The 12,840-nt window shown below is 64.5% G+C and carries 17 protein-coding genes, 1 tRNA gene and 1 other RNA gene; 11 read left to right on the forward strand and 8 right to left on the reverse strand.

Features of this window, described 5'->3' with window-relative positions; translation table 11 throughout:
* The first annotated feature begins 18 nt into the window (after positions 1–18).
* Positions 19–606 carry a YdeI/OmpD-associated family protein gene (locus tag IEW58_RS04670; RefSeq protein ID WP_188644056.1) on the forward strand — a complete coding sequence of 196 codons (588 nt, stop codon included), beginning with the start codon at positions 19–21 and terminating at the stop codon, positions 604–606.
* A gap of 4 nt (positions 607–610) precedes the next feature.
* Here the strand turns inward: IEW58_RS04670 and IEW58_RS04675 are convergent, their stop codons facing one another.
* Positions 611–1,033: a hypothetical protein gene (locus IEW58_RS04675; RefSeq protein ID WP_188644057.1), complete on the reverse strand. Its 423-nt coding sequence runs from the start codon at positions 1,031–1,033 to the stop codon at positions 611–613.
* A 169-nt stretch (positions 1,034–1,202) separates the two neighbouring features.
* Between IEW58_RS04675 and IEW58_RS04680 the strand changes: the two genes are divergently transcribed.
* Positions 1,203–1,279 (forward strand) — tRNA-Asp (locus IEW58_RS04680).
* A 63-nt stretch (positions 1,280–1,342) separates the two neighbouring features.
* Here IEW58_RS04680 and IEW58_RS04685 read toward each other — a convergent pair.
* The 5 genes from IEW58_RS04685 to IEW58_RS04700 all read right to left on the reverse strand — a co-directional run bounded on the left by IEW58_RS04685 (position 1,343) and on the right by IEW58_RS04700 (position 3,209).
* Positions 1,343–1,672, reverse strand: a complete 330-nt coding sequence (locus tag IEW58_RS04685; protein ID WP_308419254.1) for a DUF2842 domain-containing protein — start codon at positions 1,670–1,672, stop codon at positions 1,343–1,345.
* Positions 1,573–2,148 carry a 5-formyltetrahydrofolate cyclo-ligase gene (locus IEW58_RS04690; protein WP_188644059.1) on the reverse strand — a complete coding sequence of 192 codons (576 nt, stop codon included), beginning with the start codon at positions 2,146–2,148 and terminating at the stop codon, positions 1,573–1,575. The genes IEW58_RS04685 and IEW58_RS04690 overlap by 100 nt, the downstream gene beginning before the upstream one ends.
* 69 nt (positions 2,149–2,217) lie before the next feature.
* Positions 2,218–2,384: non-coding RNA, 6S RNA (ssrS, locus tag IEW58_RS14185), on the reverse strand.
* A gap of 10 nt (positions 2,385–2,394) precedes the next feature.
* Positions 2,395–3,006: a cell division protein ZapA gene (locus IEW58_RS04695; RefSeq protein WP_188644060.1), complete on the reverse strand. Its 612-nt coding sequence runs from the start codon at positions 3,004–3,006 to the stop codon at positions 2,395–2,397.
* A complete protein-coding gene (locus IEW58_RS04700; protein ID WP_188644061.1) occupies positions 3,003–3,209 on the reverse strand; it encodes a hypothetical protein in 207 nt (68 codons plus the stop codon). The genes IEW58_RS04695 and IEW58_RS04700 overlap by 4 nt, the downstream gene beginning before the upstream one ends.
* A 172-nt stretch (positions 3,210–3,381) precedes the next feature.
* On the opposite strand from IEW58_RS04700, the gene tkt reads away from it, so the two are divergent.
* The 8 genes from tkt (at position 3,382) to IEW58_RS04740 (ending at position 10,844) form a co-directional block, all read left to right on the forward strand.
* Entirely contained in the window at positions 3,382–5,370 is a 1,989-nt protein-coding gene (tkt, locus tag IEW58_RS04705; RefSeq protein WP_188644062.1) for a transketolase, read from the forward strand.
* Positions 5,371–5,384: 14 nt separating this feature from the next.
* Positions 5,385–6,392 carry a type I glyceraldehyde-3-phosphate dehydrogenase gene (gene gap, locus IEW58_RS04710; protein WP_188644063.1) on the forward strand — a complete coding sequence of 336 codons (1,008 nt, stop codon included), beginning with the start codon at positions 5,385–5,387 and terminating at the stop codon, positions 6,390–6,392.
* A 45-nt stretch (positions 6,393–6,437) separates the two neighbouring features.
* Positions 6,438–7,652, forward strand: a complete 1,215-nt coding sequence (locus tag IEW58_RS04715; RefSeq protein ID WP_188644064.1) for a phosphoglycerate kinase — start codon at positions 6,438–6,440, stop codon at positions 7,650–7,652.
* On the forward strand, positions 7,649–8,107 hold the full coding sequence (locus IEW58_RS04720) for a PaaI family thioesterase (RefSeq protein WP_188644065.1): 459 nt from the start codon (positions 7,649–7,651) through the stop codon (positions 8,105–8,107). Before IEW58_RS04715 ends, IEW58_RS04720 begins: the two co-directional genes overlap by 4 nt.
* Positions 8,108–8,145: 38 nt before the next feature.
* Positions 8,146–9,033, forward strand: a complete 888-nt coding sequence (locus IEW58_RS04725) for a fructose bisphosphate aldolase (RefSeq protein WP_188644066.1) — start codon at positions 8,146–8,148, stop codon at positions 9,031–9,033.
* Between the two features lie 147 nt (positions 9,034–9,180).
* Positions 9,181–9,918, forward strand: a complete 738-nt coding sequence (locus IEW58_RS04730; RefSeq protein ID WP_188644067.1) for a CPBP family intramembrane glutamic endopeptidase — start codon at positions 9,181–9,183, stop codon at positions 9,916–9,918.
* Between the two features lie 253 nt (positions 9,919–10,171).
* Positions 10,172–10,345 (forward strand): hypothetical protein, encoded by a 174-nt coding sequence (locus IEW58_RS04735; RefSeq protein WP_188644068.1) that lies wholly within the window; start codon positions 10,172–10,174, stop codon positions 10,343–10,345.
* A gap of 94 nt (positions 10,346–10,439) precedes the next feature.
* The gene (locus IEW58_RS04740) at positions 10,440–10,844 is read left to right on the forward strand and encodes a barstar family protein (protein ID WP_188644069.1); all 405 of its coding nucleotides are present in this window, start codon (positions 10,440–10,442) and stop codon (positions 10,842–10,844) included.
* Between the two features lie 103 nt (positions 10,845–10,947).
* On the opposite strand, the gene IEW58_RS04745 is transcribed toward IEW58_RS04740, so the two are convergent.
* Both IEW58_RS04745 and IEW58_RS04750 read right to left on the reverse strand, forming a co-directional pair.
* A complete protein-coding gene (locus IEW58_RS04745; protein ID WP_188644070.1) occupies positions 10,948–11,355 on the reverse strand; it encodes a hypothetical protein in 408 nt (135 codons plus the stop codon).
* A 27-nt stretch (positions 11,356–11,382) separates the two neighbouring features.
* Positions 11,383–12,159, reverse strand: a complete 777-nt coding sequence (locus tag IEW58_RS04750) for a DUF72 domain-containing protein (RefSeq protein ID WP_188644071.1) — start codon at positions 12,157–12,159, stop codon at positions 11,383–11,385.
* On the opposite strand from IEW58_RS04750, the gene thiE reads away from it, so the two are divergent.
* A complete protein-coding gene (gene thiE / locus IEW58_RS04755; protein ID WP_229658436.1) occupies positions 12,148–12,834 on the forward strand; it encodes a thiamine phosphate synthase in 687 nt (228 codons plus the stop codon). The two genes, IEW58_RS04750 and thiE, sit on opposite strands and share 12 nt — an antisense overlap.
* Positions 12,835–12,840 lie beyond the last annotated feature (6 nt).

Consider the following 12,840-nt stretch of genomic DNA (forward strand, 5'->3'; position numbering starts at 1 on the left):
TGGTTGGGGGAGACGCCCGTGAAGACCGACCCGCGCATTGACGCGTACATCGCCAACGCCGCAGAGTTCGCGCGGCCGATCCTAACGCGTCTGCGAGCCCTGGTCCACTCGGCGCTGCCGCAGGCGGAAGAGACGATCAAGTGGTCGATGCCGCACTTCACGGTGCTTGGCAAAAACGTTGCCGGCATGGCCGCGTTCAAGGCGCATTGCGCGTTCACGATCCACGGCGAGGGTCGGGCCGGAACCGAAGGGATGGGGCAGCACGGCAAGCTTGCCTCGGTCGAGGATATCCCGCCCGACGCTGAACTTGTTGCCAAACTCATCGCGGCGACCGCGCGCATCGAAAGCGATGGCAGCGCCACGAAGGCGCGTTCGCGATCCGCGCCGAAAACGGAAATACCGATGCCGGAAGATTTCGCAGCTGCGCTCGCAGGCAACCCGCAGGCGCGCGCGACGCTCGAAGGTTTCGCGCCGTCACACCGGCGAGAATATGTTCAGTGGGTGACCGAGGCAAAGCGCGAAGAAACCCGCGCGAAGCGCATCGCCCAGTCGGTCGAGTGGCTGGCCGAGGGAAAGAAGCGCAACTGGAAATACGAGCGGTGCTGAAGGGTCAGCGAACGATCGCGCTGTAGGTCATCCGTCCCTCCGGCGCCGAAGCAGGCACCCGCAGCCGCAGGTGGGTCACGTCTTCCGCCGATGCGATGCGCTGCCCGAGTCGGAGCGCGCCGAGGCGGCCCCAGGTGCGTCCGTTATCGATCGACACCTGGACCGCTTCACTGCCAGCGCGCTGGAAGGCGAGGGTGCGCGGCACTGCCGCTTCGACGGTGAGTGGGCGGCCAGGCATGGCGGTGCGCCATTCGACGACGAGGACCACCTTGTCGCCACTCTTGAGAGTGGTTGCCGGCTCGAGCGCCCGCACGCCGTCATCGCGCCGTTCGACATAGACCGAGCGATTGACGTCGATCGCCTCGCTCGCCGCGGCCGAGCCCCCCAGCAGGCACGCCAGAGCTCCCAGAACCAGTCCCATGCGCATGATTAAATTTCCCCCAAGGCCCCGCTTTCCGGGCAGGCGGACCTTCGGAGGATATGGTTAATTTTCGGTGCACCATGACGTGTGCGAAAAGGTGCCGGAAGCGCGGTTGACAGCCCCTGTCCGACGCCTTAGTGGCGCGGCTCCCAAGCGGTGCAAGCCCCTTAAATGCGCGGGTGTAGCTCAGTTGGTTAGAGTGCCGGCCTGTCACGCCGGAGGTCGCGGGTTCAAGTCCCGTCACTCGCGCCACTTGGGACTTTTAGCGACAATTCATGCGGTCCGCCTCAACCTTTCGGTTGGGGCGGACGCGCGTCACTCGTCGGCGCGGGGCGGGCTCCAGCGTCCGGTTTCCATCCAGATCAGGAATCGCCTCAGCGGCATCAGCCATACGATGCCGAGGAGAAGGTAAGCGATCGCCTGCGCCCAGGCCGGCCACGTCCCGACCAATTCAGGCAGGTAGCGCGCCACGACCAGTGCGTAGGCGCCGAGCATCGATAGCAGGCCGAGAATCCCGAGCGGGATTCGCAAAGTGGGCTCGGTCCTCACGCGAACGGCCCGTACAGACGGGTCGGAGTGACTACCGCTGCGAGCGGGTGGTCGTGCTCTTCGTGTGGAAGATCTTCCACCAGCTGACAATCCCATGCGAGGCCGATGGCGAGTGTTCCCGGGTTGCTCGCCAACCAGCGGTCGTAGTGGCCGCCGCCCTGGCCGAGCCGGAGCCCGTCGGCGGTGAAGCCTACCAACGGGACGATCAGCACTTCGGGCACCACCGCTTCGGCTTCCGCGAGAGGCTGCAAAACGGTGAACGGACCCGTCTCGAGGTCGCTTTCCTCGAAAGGATCCGAATGGAGCGCGAACTCCATCGGTGCATCACGCATGGCGAAGCGGGGCAGGGCGATACGATGACCGCGCTCGAGAAAGTGGCGGGCATACCCTGCCGCGGGAGCCTCGTTTGGCCCCGTGCGGTAAAGGCCGATAGTCGCCTGCGGCGGGATCAATGCGGATAAAGGAGCGGGAGGCACGCGAAAGAGCAGGGCCCGTGTCACATCGGGCAGGGCTGCGACGTAGCGGCGGCGCTCGGCCTTGAGCGTCTGGCGCAGTTTGGTCTTGGTGGACATCGACCCTCCCTAGACGGACACGTCCCGACAAGTCGAGCAGCGCTCCCACGAACGCGCCAGGGGAAATGTGGCGGAACCACCATGGGTCTTGCCCCAGTATCCTCTGACGCCGAACGTCAGGTGGGGACCATGTACCCCGGTCCCCGGGACGGACCCGGTCGCCAGGGCAGGGACAGCCCCCAGGATGTGCTTATAGCCCCAGGGATATTGATGCGGCTCGTGCCGGGCAGTCCCGCCGAGGTCTATCTAGGGTGCGGGAAGGGCGCGCTCAAGCTTGTCGGCGCATTGTTCGAGCATTTCGGCGAGGCTTTCGAGCGCAGGCGCGAGATCCGCGTGTTCAGCGGAAGGAGTCCCTGCCGCAGCCGACGCGTCAGCGGGGGCGTTGTTCGAGACAAGAGCCTCACGCTCCTGTGTCAGCTCATCGACACGTTCGCGAAGTGCGGCCTCGTTCGACTGGTGCTCGCCGATCCTTTCGTTCAGCTCCGCGATCAGCGCCTGGGCGGTCGCCAGCTCATGCGCGATATCCTGCCGCTCGGTTTGCGCCCGCTCGAACTCGGCATCGCGATTGGCGAGAACGGCTTTGAGCTCGTCAAGCTGGCCGACCGCGGTTTCCGCGGCAGCGCGCGCTTGCGCGATCTCGTCGTCTGCCCGGCTGACGGTGTCCCCGCCCTCGTGCACCTGGTCTGCCAGCAAAAGCGCGGCGAACAGGATGTTCTGCGCCTCGTGTCCCGACAGGTTGCCCATTGAAGCGAGCTTTTCGTTGATGAGCGCGCCGAGCCGGCCCACCCGTTCTTCTTCGCCGGGAGCGCAGGCGACGCGGAACACGCGGCCGCCGATCGAAAGGGCAACTTCGCTCATTGTTCGAGTTCGCCCAGCAGGCTGTCCAGTTCGCCCAGTGCCTGGGCCACCTTCTCACGCAGGCTCTCGTGCCGCTCGACCAGCGCCGATACCAAAGGAGGAGGCGCAGGCCCAAGCTCGCGCGAGCGGTCTGCCGCCTGTGCGATGCGCGCCAGCGCGGCTTCGATCCGCTGCACCGCGGCTTCCGTCCGGTCCCCCGTCATGAACGGCGATTTACCGTCTTTCGCCCGTTCACGCAAAGCTTTGCCGCCACCTGTTGATAAATGGTGCGGGATTGGCGGCGGGTGACGAGGCGAGCGCTCGCCTTGACCTTCCACGACCCGTCCGCGAAGGGGGCGGCGCGCGCCCGAATCGCAATGAAGGAGCCTTCCCGCGATGAGTCTCGACACCGCCCGCCTGGCGCCTATGGCAAACGCCATCCGCGCCTTGTCGATGGACGCGGTGCAGGCGGCAAATTCCGGGCATCCGGGAATGCCCATGGGCATGGCCGATGTTGCGACCGTGCTCTGGTCGAAATACCTGAAGTTCGATCCGGCCGTGCCCGACTGGGCGGATCGCGACCGTTTCGTGCTGTCGGCGGGCCATGGCTCCATGCTGATCTACAGCCTGCTCTACCTGAGCGGCTACGAATCGCCGACGATCGAGGACATCGCCAACTTCCGCCAGCTTGGCAGCGTATGCGCCGGGCATCCGGAGAACTTTCTCATTCCCGGCGTCGAGTGCACGACGGGCCCGCTGGGGCAGGGGCTGGCGATGGCGGTCGGCATGGCAATAGCCGAGCGGCACCTCAATGCCGAATACGGGGACGACCTGATCGATCACCACACCTGGGTGATCGCGGGCGACGGATGCCTGATGGAAGGGGTGAACCACGAGGCGATCGGCCTCGCCGGCCACCTGCGCCTGGGTCGTCTCAAGGTGCTGTGGGATTCGAACCGCATCACCATCGACGGATCGACCGACCTTTCCACCTGCGAAGATATTCCGGCGCGCTATCGCGCCTCCGGCTGGCACGTTATCGAATGTGACGGGCACGATTTTGCGGATATCGACCGCGCGCTTGCGCAGGCTGCGGCGCACGATTCCTCGCCGGTGCTCGTCGAATGCCGCACGGTGATCGGGAAGGGTGCCCCGAACAAGCAGGGTACCAGCGGAGTGCATGGCGCGGCGCTCGGAACGGAAGAAGTGGCTGCCGCGCGTGAGACGCTCGTCTGGACCGACGATCCGTTCGTGGTCCCCGAGCCGATCCTGGCGGACTGGCGTGCCACGGGAGAGCGGGGCGGGGCGACGCACCGTGAGTGGCAAGAGCGGCTCAGGCAATCGACGCGCGGTGCCGAGTTCACGGCGCGTATGGGGGGCGATTTGCCCACCGACACCGGTATCGACGCCTATATCAATGCGTTACTAGCCGAACCGAAGACCGTTGCCACCCGCAAGGCGAGCGAGATGGCGCTTGAGGTCCTGACAGCTTCGTTGCCGGCCATGATCGGCGGATCGGCCGATCTGACCGGATCGAACAATACCAAGACCAAATCGACCACCCCGCTTACCGCCGACGACTATGCCGGGCGCTATATCTACTACGGAATCCGCGAATTCGGGATGGCCTGTGCGATGAACGGCATGGCGCTCCACGGCGGGGTGGTACCCTATGGCGGCACTTTCCTGATCTTCAGCGACTATTGCCGCAACGCGGTCCGCCTCAGTGCGCTTCAGCAGACCCGCGCCATTTACGTGTTCACTCACGACAGCATCGGGCTGGGCGAAGACGGCCCGACGCACCAGCCGGTCGAGCAGCTGATGAGCCTGCGGCTGATCCCTAATCTCAACGTGTTCCGTCCTTGCGACACCATCGAGACGGCGGAATGCTGGGCGCTAGCGCTAGGTGACAAGGACACTCCGTCGGTTCTCGCGCTCAGCCGGCAGAACCTGCCCCAGCTGCGCACCGAGGGCGGCAACCTTTCCGCCAAGGGTGCCTACCGCCTGCGTAGCGCGCAAGCTGAGCGCAGGGTGATCCTGATTGCCACCGGCTCCGAAGTCGAAGTCGCGTGTGCGACGGCGGAGGCGTTGGAGGCTGACGGCATCGGCGTCGACGTGATTTCAATGCCTTGCATGGAACTGTTCGAAGCGCAGCCGCAGGCTTACCGGGATGAGCTGCTGCCCAACGTTCCCCCTGAGCGATTGCTGCGCGTCTCGATCGAGGCGGGAGTCACGCTCGGCTGGGACCGCTATACCATGGCCAACGGTCTGCGTATCGGCCTCGACCGTTTCGGCGCTTCGGCACCTGCGGAGGACCTGTTCGAGAAGTTTGGCATCACCGCGGGTGCCATCGTGCCGCAAATTAAAGCAAAACTAGGTATTTAGCAGGAGCTTCTTACATGGCGACCAAGGTTGCGATCAACGGTTTCGGACGTATCGGGCGCTTGGTGGCGCGCGCGATCCTGGAGCGGAGTGACCACGATCTGGAGCTGGTCTCGATCAACGACCTCGCCGATACGAAGTCCAATGCGCTGCTGTTCGGCTTCGACAGCACCCATGGCCGCTTCCCGGGCACGGTCGAGACCGACGGTAACGATCTGGTCGTGAATGGCCGCCACATCCACGTGACCGCCGAGCGCGATCCCGGCAAGCTGCCGCACGAGGCCAACGGCATCGACCTCGTTCTCGAATGCACCGGCTTCTTCCAGTCTGACCAGGCGAGCCGGCCGCACCTTTCCGCGGGCGCCAAGCGGGTGCTGATCTCGGCCCCGGCGGACGGGGTTTCCAAGACCATCGTCTTCGGCGTGAACCAGGACAGCCTGACCGCCGACGACGTGATCGTGTCAAACGCGAGCTGCACGACCAACTGCCTCGCCCCCGTGGCCAAGGTGCTGCACGAGGCAGTCGGCATCGAGCGCGGCTTCATGACGACGATTCACAGCTACACCAACGACCAGCGCATGCTCGACCAGATCCACAAGGACCTGCGGCGCGCGCGCGGCGGGGCGCAGAACATGATCCCGACGACCACCGGCGCAGCGCGGGCGGTGGGCCTGGTTCTGCCCGAGCTGAAAGGCAAGCTGGACGGCAGTTCGGTACGCGTGCCGACACCGAACGTGTCGCTGATCGACCTCGTGTTCACGCCGGGCCGCGACACCAGCAAGGAAGAGCTGAACGCGGCGCTGAAGGCGGCAGCCGAAGGCCCGATGAAGGGCGTGCTCGACTTCACCGACCAGCCGCTGGTTTCGAGCGATTTCAATCACTACCCGGCCTCTTCTACGGTCGACTCTCTGGAAACGGCGGTGCTCGAAGGCAAGCTGGCGCGGGTCGTTTCGTGGTACGACAACGAGTGGGGGTTCTCGAACCGTATGATCGACACCGCTGGGGTGATGGCGAAGTTCCTCTGAGCTGCGACATGCGAATGAAGCGCTTCATTTAGGACGAAACAGCGCATGAAACGGTTCAAGACGCTCGATGACCTGCCGGACGACCTGACCGGCAAGGTCGCCCTCGTCCGGGTCGATCTCAACCTGCCGATGAATGAGGGGCGAGCGAGCGACGTGACCCGGGTGGAGGCGAGCGCGCCCACGATCCTCGAGCTGGCCGATGCCGGGGCCAAGGTCCTGCTGCTGGCCCACTTCGGCCGGCCGAAGGGCGAGCGTTACTCGACCATGAGCACGAGCGTGGTGCAAGGCGACGTCGAACGCGTGCTGGGCCGCGAGGTGATGTTCATCTCCGAGCTGTCAGGCCCTGTCGTCGAGCAGTCGATCGGCATCCTGCGTCCGGGCGACATCGGCTTGCTTGATAACGTGCGCTTCTGGCCGGGCGAGGAGGCCAACGATCCCGCGTTCGCCAAGGCGATTGCGGCGAACGGCGACTTCTACGTCAACGACGCTTTCTCCGCCGCGCACCGCGCTCACGCCTCGACCGAAGGCCTGGCGCATTTCCTCCCGGCCTACGCCGGACGGGCGATGGAGAAGGAACTGACGGCGCTCGATGCCGCGCTCGGAAATCCGGAAACGCCGGTCGCGGCGGTTGTCGGCGGGGCCAAGGTTTCGAGCAAGCTGGCGGTGCTCGAGCATCTCGTCACCCGCGTCCAGCACCTGATCATCGGCGGCGGCATGGCCAACACCTTCCTCGCCGCGCGCGGGGTCGATGTCGGGAAATCTCTGTGCGAACACGATCTTGCCGCCACGGCGAACGCAATCCTCGACAAGGCAGATCACGCCGGCTGCACGGTGCACCTGCCCTATGACGTCGTGGTCGCGAAGGAATTCGCGGCCAATCCGCCATCCCTGCGGACCTGCAACGTGCATGAAGTGGCGGCCGACGAGATGATCCTCGATGTAGGTCCGCAGGCGGTCGAGGCGCTGGCCGACGTGCTCAAGACCTGCCGGACCCTGGTGTGGAACGGGCCGCTCGGCGCGTTCGAGACTCCGCCGTTCGATGAAGCCACGGTTGCGCTCGCGCGCACAGCCGCGGCCTTGACGCAGGACGGCAGCCTGGTTTCGGTCGCAGGCGGCGGGGACACCGTGGCGGCGCTCAATCACGCGGGCGTGGCGGACCGGTTCAGCTATGTCTCGACTGCGGGCGGCGCGTTCCTCGAATGGATGGAAGGGCGCGAGCTGCCCGGCGTGAAGGCACTCGAATCGGAAGACCCGCGATGAGCGAGGAACAGGCCCAGACATCGCACGGGCCGATCGAGGTCGCCGAAGGCGAGTTCGCCGGGTGGAAGAACTGGCCGCACGACGCGTTCGAAACGCGCGCGGGCCCGTTCTATTTCCGCACCGACGAGAACGGCGAATCGGTCTGCGCATTCCGCGCCGAGCAAAAGCACATGAACGGCGGCGGCTTCATGCACGGCGGCTGCCTGATGACTTTCGCCGACTTCGCGCTGTTCTCGATCGCGCACAACGAGCTGAAGGAAAACTTCGCCGTCACGCTCAGCATGACGTCGGAATTTCTCGATCCCGCCCGCGTTGGCCAGTGGATCGAGGCGCGCGGCGAAGTCACCCGCGCCGGGGGCAAGACGATCTTCGTGCGCGGAACGGTGACGGCCGACGCCAAGCCCGTCTTCACTTTTACCGGGATCATCCGCAAGGTCGGCAAGCGCGGCGCCTGACGCCGGGTCCGCACAGCCAGAAAAACGCAGGGAGCACCATGAATACCGAGGACATGACCCGCCGCATCGCCACCGGCGAAGGATTCATCGCCGCGCTCGACCAGTCGGGCGGCTCGACGCCGAAGGCGCTGACCGGGTACGGCGTGGCCGACGGCAGCTGGTCCGGCGAGGACGAGATGTTCGCGCTGATCCATGCGATGCGCGAACGGATCATCGAAAGCCCCTGCTTCGGCAATGGCAAGGTCGTGGGCGCGATCCTGTTCGAAAAGACGATGGACGGCACCGCCGGCGGGAAGCCGGTGCCCGAGCGGCTGAAGGAACGCGGCATCGTCCCCTTCCTCAAGGTCGACAAGGGGCTGGAGGACGAGGCGAACGGCGTCCAGCTGATGAAGCCGATGCCCGATCTTGAAAACCTGCTCGCCCGCGCGCGCGCCAAGGGCGTTTTCGGCACCAAGATGCGCTCGGTCATCAAGGCGAATGATCCGGTCGGCATCACGCAGGTCGTCCGCCAGCAGTTCGCGGAAGGAGCGCGTATCCTGGCCGCCGGCCTGGTGCCGATCCTCGAGCCGGAATACGACATCAAGGCCGCCGACCGCGCCGAGGGCGAGAAGGTACTGCTGAACGCGATCCTTGAAGGCCTCGATGCGCTGCCGGAAGGGCAGCAGGTCATGCTCAAGCTTTCGATCCCGGTCGAGGCGAACCTCTACAAGCCGCTGATCGAACATCCCGCAGTGCTCCGCGTGGTGGCGCTATCGGGTGGCTATTCGACCGACGAGGCGTGCGAGAAGCTCGGGCAGAACCAGGGCATGATCGCCAGCTTCAGCCGCGGCCTGCTGCAGGACCTGCGCCACTACCAGAGCGACGAGGAATTCGATTCCACGCTGGGCAAGGCGATCGACCAGATCCACCTCGCCTCGGTGCGCTGAGGCGAGCGTCTGCTACCCGCCATGCAGGCACTAGAACCGGACTGTCGGGAGACGACCCATTGCTGACGTCTGCGACTTCTGCTTTTTGGCTTCGCTTGGGGAGCCGATGCCATGGGAATTGTAAGCGGGGCGCAACCTAGGCCAGGCATGTTACGCGCAGCGGCCGCGTTCTTGATCCTATTCGCGGTCTACCAGACTTCCGAAGGGCTGCAGACGGTGTTCGCGCCTGACAGCCCTGTCGGTCCGGCACTGATGATTTTTGCGCTTCTACTGGCTTGGCCATTGGGACGATGGCTCGGATGGCGTGGATACGACGCTTACGGCTTAGACCGTCGACCACAGTCATTCGCGCTTCTGGCCGCAGGCATGATTTTGTCAGCGCTGGCCTTCCTTGCTTCGCGCTCCCTTGGAAGCGCGATGGGGCTCTACTCCCCGAGTGACGGCATTGCTGCGGCGTCGGTCGGCTTCCTAGCTTTCGCGGTGCTCTCGACCTTCATACCCTCCATCACAGAAGACATACTGACGCGCGGCTTCTTGCTGCGAAGCGTGCCAGCCCAACTGACCGCCGTGTCTTATGTAGTCGGGAGCGCGCTGCTCTACACCGTCAACCACATATGGCGCTTCGACTGGGGCATGAGCGAGCAGATCCGCTTGTTTTGCCTTGGCTTGGCATATGGCGCGGCTGCGTGGCGCTGGCGAAACCTATGGGCTGCTGTCGCACTGCACTGGGGCTGGAATCTGACCAACGCTCTCGCCAGCGAACTGATGCCCACCGACACTCTATCCACCGACGCTGCCCGTTACCTCTCTGCAGCTGTAAACCTTGCAATGCTTGCCATCGTGCTCCTGTTGCCGCGCCCTTCGGAACAGCAGAACTCGCAGTGACCCAAAGTCACATGACCAGCGCAGCGTCGGGGACAGGACCTCCTTGCATCCGCTTCTCACCCCAGTTTGCGATCTAGGTGGCAATCATCAGGCAGCCTGAAAGCGGACCAGCCGCAAACGACCCCACTGTCGACGTCGTCCTGAGAACAAATTTAATCTCTCAATCGGAAAGACCTGCTGCCACCTAGTCCCAATCCAACTGATTATGAGCGCCTGTTGCAAGCAGCGAAGCCAACCTATACGCATGCTTCGGATGACCAAGTCGAAAAACATGGCCGTAGCCTTCATGGGGAGCGGTGTGGCGCTGGGGCCTGTTCTGGGACTTGCTCTCGACAACCTGGCACTCGGCATGGGTCTTGGCGTCGCGCTCGGGGCAGGCATCGCAACGGTGTTTCACGCCGCCGCCCGAGTCAAGGATCTGGATTGACGGACTGGCGGCTTTCCACCCGTTTGCGGTTACCAGCGGACAGACCGCAAACGACCCCATTGCGGACGTTCAAACCCGGTGAGACACTGCCGAGATGGCGAGAGAATACATCCTCGATGGCACGAACGTCACGTCACTTGAGTCTTTTTTTGACGAGGTGAGTCGGGCCCTCATTCCGGGAGCATCTTGGGGGAAAAACCTTGATGCTTTTAACGACATCCTGCGCGGCGGCTTCGGCACGCCCGAAGAAGGATTCAGGCTTCGATGGAAGCATTCGGAGTTCTCGCGCGAGAAGCTCGGCTACCCGGAAACAGTGCGACAGCTTGAGAAGAGGCTTGAGCGCTGTCACCCCTCCAACCGAAAAAACGTGCGGAATGCGCTTAACCGCGCTCAGAGCGGTGAAGGATCAACGGTGTTTGATTGGCTGGTGGAGATTATTGGCGTGCACGATGTCGGCGGTGAAGAGTCAGAAGATAACGTGCGGCTAATTCTCGATTGACGGCTTTCCACCCCAAGATCGGACATTTGGGCTGGATTGGGTCCGGCCCGCCAGCAGACGTTCGTAACCCAGTCTGTTGTCTGGCCTTTCGGACGCGCCAGGATCAGCGCGGCTCGTAGGTAAAGCGGTATTCGGCGGGCTGGATTTCGCGGTCGGTGGTCTTTTCCGGGCTCACGCCGACGAGGGCGAAGACCTCTCCGTGGGTGCCGTAGGATTCTCCGAGCGTCAGATCCTTCGTCTCACGCCATCCGGCCCCGTCGATCCGTGTGGTGACGACGACGCGCCCGGCCCAGACGCACCGCGCGTTCATCGGGCAGCGGCTGTCCTCGACGAGTTTTTTCGGAGTGAGAACCAGGTTGCCGACATGCACCGGCACGTCGAACGGCACGGCGTATCCGGCGGGCTGCGGCGTTCCCTCGACGATCGGGGCGTTGGGGACGGCCACGCACCCCGCCAGAAGCGAGGCGGCGGCGAGGGCGACAGGGGCGGCAAGCGCGGCGATTCTGTTCATCGGCCGCAGATATCCGAAGATCAGCTTTCACGCATCTGAATGCTTTGGGGGGAGCTTCTGGCGGATCATCGCGCGCAAGGTTTGCGCATCTTCGATCGCCGCGGCCCCAATGTCGTTGTTGAAATAGGCCCAGAGGGCGCGCCCCTTACTGGCCTGCTCGACCATCCAGTCGGTCCAGGCAAGCAGTCGCTCATCAGGATAGCGGCCCGAATACTTGCCCGTCCCGCCATGGAAGCGGATGTAGGCGATGGGTCCCACAGCTTCGCGAGGGCTGGAGTTTCCGGGCATGTCGTGGACGCAGAAGCTGGCGCCGTAGCGACCGAGCAAGGCGAATACCTCGTCACAATACCAGCTCTGTTCACGGAATTCGAAGACGTTGGTCACGCCGGGGGGCAGCAGGGCGAGAAAGCTTTCCAGCCGGTCGAGGTTCACCTTGAAGCGCGGCGGAAGCTGGTAGAGCATCGGGCCGAGCGCGCCGTCGAGCGGTTTCACTGCGTCCATCATTCGGACCAGGGGCTCCTCGCAATCCTTCAGCTTCTTGGCCTGGGTGATGAAGCGGTTCGCCTTGACGGCGTAGCAGAATCCCTCGGGCGCCTGCCTGCGCCAGGCCTCGAAGGTGCTGGCGGGCGGCAGGCGATAGAAGCTGTTATTGATCTCGACCGTGTCGAAGCTGTCGGCGTACCAGGCGAACCACCGCTTGACGGGGAGCCTTTCGGGATAGAACAGCCCGCGCCAATGCTTGTACATCCAGCCGGAGCAGCCGATGCGCACTGGTGCCGAAGGAGCTGAATCGTGAGCGCGCATACCGAACAGAACGCCGGCGGCGTGCCGCAGTGCCAGCTTTACCTCATCTCCCCGCTGGAAGTGGGCGGCGACTTCCCGTCGCGGCTGGAGCGCGCGCTTGCGGCTGGCGAGGTCGCTGCGTTCCAGTTCCGGGTGAAGGGCATCGACCAGCATGCCGCGGCCGAACTCGCACGACCGCTGCAGGCGATCTGCGCGGCGCATGACTGCGCGTTCATCGTCAACGACAGCATTGCGCTCGCCAAGCGCATCGGCGCCGATGGCGTGCATCTCGGCCAGGGCGACGGCGACGTGCGCGAGGCGCGGGAAATCCTGGGACGCGAGGCGCAGATCGGCGTCACCTGTCACGCCAGCCGCGATCTCGCCCTCGAAGCGGGAGAGGCGGGAGCGGATTATGTCGCCTTCGGCAGCTTCTTTCCGAGCTCGACCAAAGCCAGCGAACACCGGCCCGATCCCGAACTGCTGACCTGGTGGCAGACCATGATCGAGCTGCCTTGCGTCGCCATCGGCGGGATCACGCCGGGAAACTGCGGCCCGCTGGTACGCGCAGGGGCGGATTTCCTCGCGGTGTCGGCAGCGGTGTGGAATGGCGACGAGGCGGAGAACGTGCGCGCCTTCCACCGCGCGATCGAGCAGGCTGCTTCCCAAGCCGCGGCGGATATGCAAACCACCGGCTGATAATAC

The sequence above is a fragment of the Tsuneonella deserti genome (genome assembly GCF_014644315.1).
In the GTDB taxonomy this organism is placed as follows: Bacteria; Pseudomonadota; Alphaproteobacteria; order Sphingomonadales; family Sphingomonadaceae; genus Tsuneonella; species Tsuneonella deserti.

What these genes read in the sequence shown, in the direction of transcription:
- IEW58_RS04700 (WP_188644061.1), bottom strand. Translation starts at nt 3,209, where the DNA reads ATGACGGGGGACCGGACGGAAGCCGCGGTGCAGCGGATCGAAGCCGCG.
- IEW58_RS04690 (WP_188644059.1), bottom strand. Translation starts at nt 2,148, where the DNA reads ATGTCCACCAAGACCAAACTGCGCCAGACGCTCAAGGCCGAGCGCCGC.
- IEW58_RS04750 (WP_188644071.1), bottom strand. Translation starts at nt 12,159, where the DNA reads ATGCGCGCTCACGATTCAGCTCCTTCGGCACCAGTGCGCATCGGCTGC.
- IEW58_RS04715 (WP_188644064.1), top strand. Translation starts at nt 6,438, where the DNA reads ATGAAACGGTTCAAGACGCTCGATGACCTGCCGGACGACCTGACCGGC.
- IEW58_RS04735 (WP_188644068.1), top strand. Translation starts at nt 10,172, where the DNA reads ATGACCAAGTCGAAAAACATGGCCGTAGCCTTCATGGGGAGCGGTGTG.
- IEW58_RS04695 (WP_188644060.1), bottom strand. Translation starts at nt 3,006, where the DNA reads ATGAGCGAAGTTGCCCTTTCGATCGGCGGCCGCGTGTTCCGCGTCGCC.
- IEW58_RS04745 (WP_188644070.1), bottom strand. Translation starts at nt 11,355, where the DNA reads ATGAACAGAATCGCCGCGCTTGCCGCCCCTGTCGCCCTCGCCGCCGCC.
- IEW58_RS04685 (WP_308419254.1), bottom strand. Translation starts at nt 1,672, where the DNA reads ATGGGATTGTCAGCTGGTGGAAGATCTTCCACACGAAGAGCACGACCA.
- IEW58_RS04725 (WP_188644066.1), top strand. Translation starts at nt 8,146, where the DNA reads ATGAATACCGAGGACATGACCCGCCGCATCGCCACCGGCGAAGGATTC.
- gap (WP_188644063.1), top strand. Translation starts at nt 5,385, where the DNA reads ATGGCGACCAAGGTTGCGATCAACGGTTTCGGACGTATCGGGCGCTTG.
- IEW58_RS04720 (WP_188644065.1), top strand. Translation starts at nt 7,649, where the DNA reads ATGAGCGAGGAACAGGCCCAGACATCGCACGGGCCGATCGAGGTCGCC.
- IEW58_RS04675 (WP_188644057.1), bottom strand. Translation starts at nt 1,033, where the DNA reads ATGCGCATGGGACTGGTTCTGGGAGCTCTGGCGTGCCTGCTGGGGGGC.
- IEW58_RS04740 (WP_188644069.1), top strand. Translation starts at nt 10,440, where the DNA reads ATGGCGAGAGAATACATCCTCGATGGCACGAACGTCACGTCACTTGAG.
- tkt (WP_188644062.1), top strand. Translation starts at nt 3,382, where the DNA reads ATGAGTCTCGACACCGCCCGCCTGGCGCCTATGGCAAACGCCATCCGC.
- IEW58_RS04730 (WP_188644067.1), top strand. Translation starts at nt 9,181, where the DNA reads ATGTTACGCGCAGCGGCCGCGTTCTTGATCCTATTCGCGGTCTACCAG.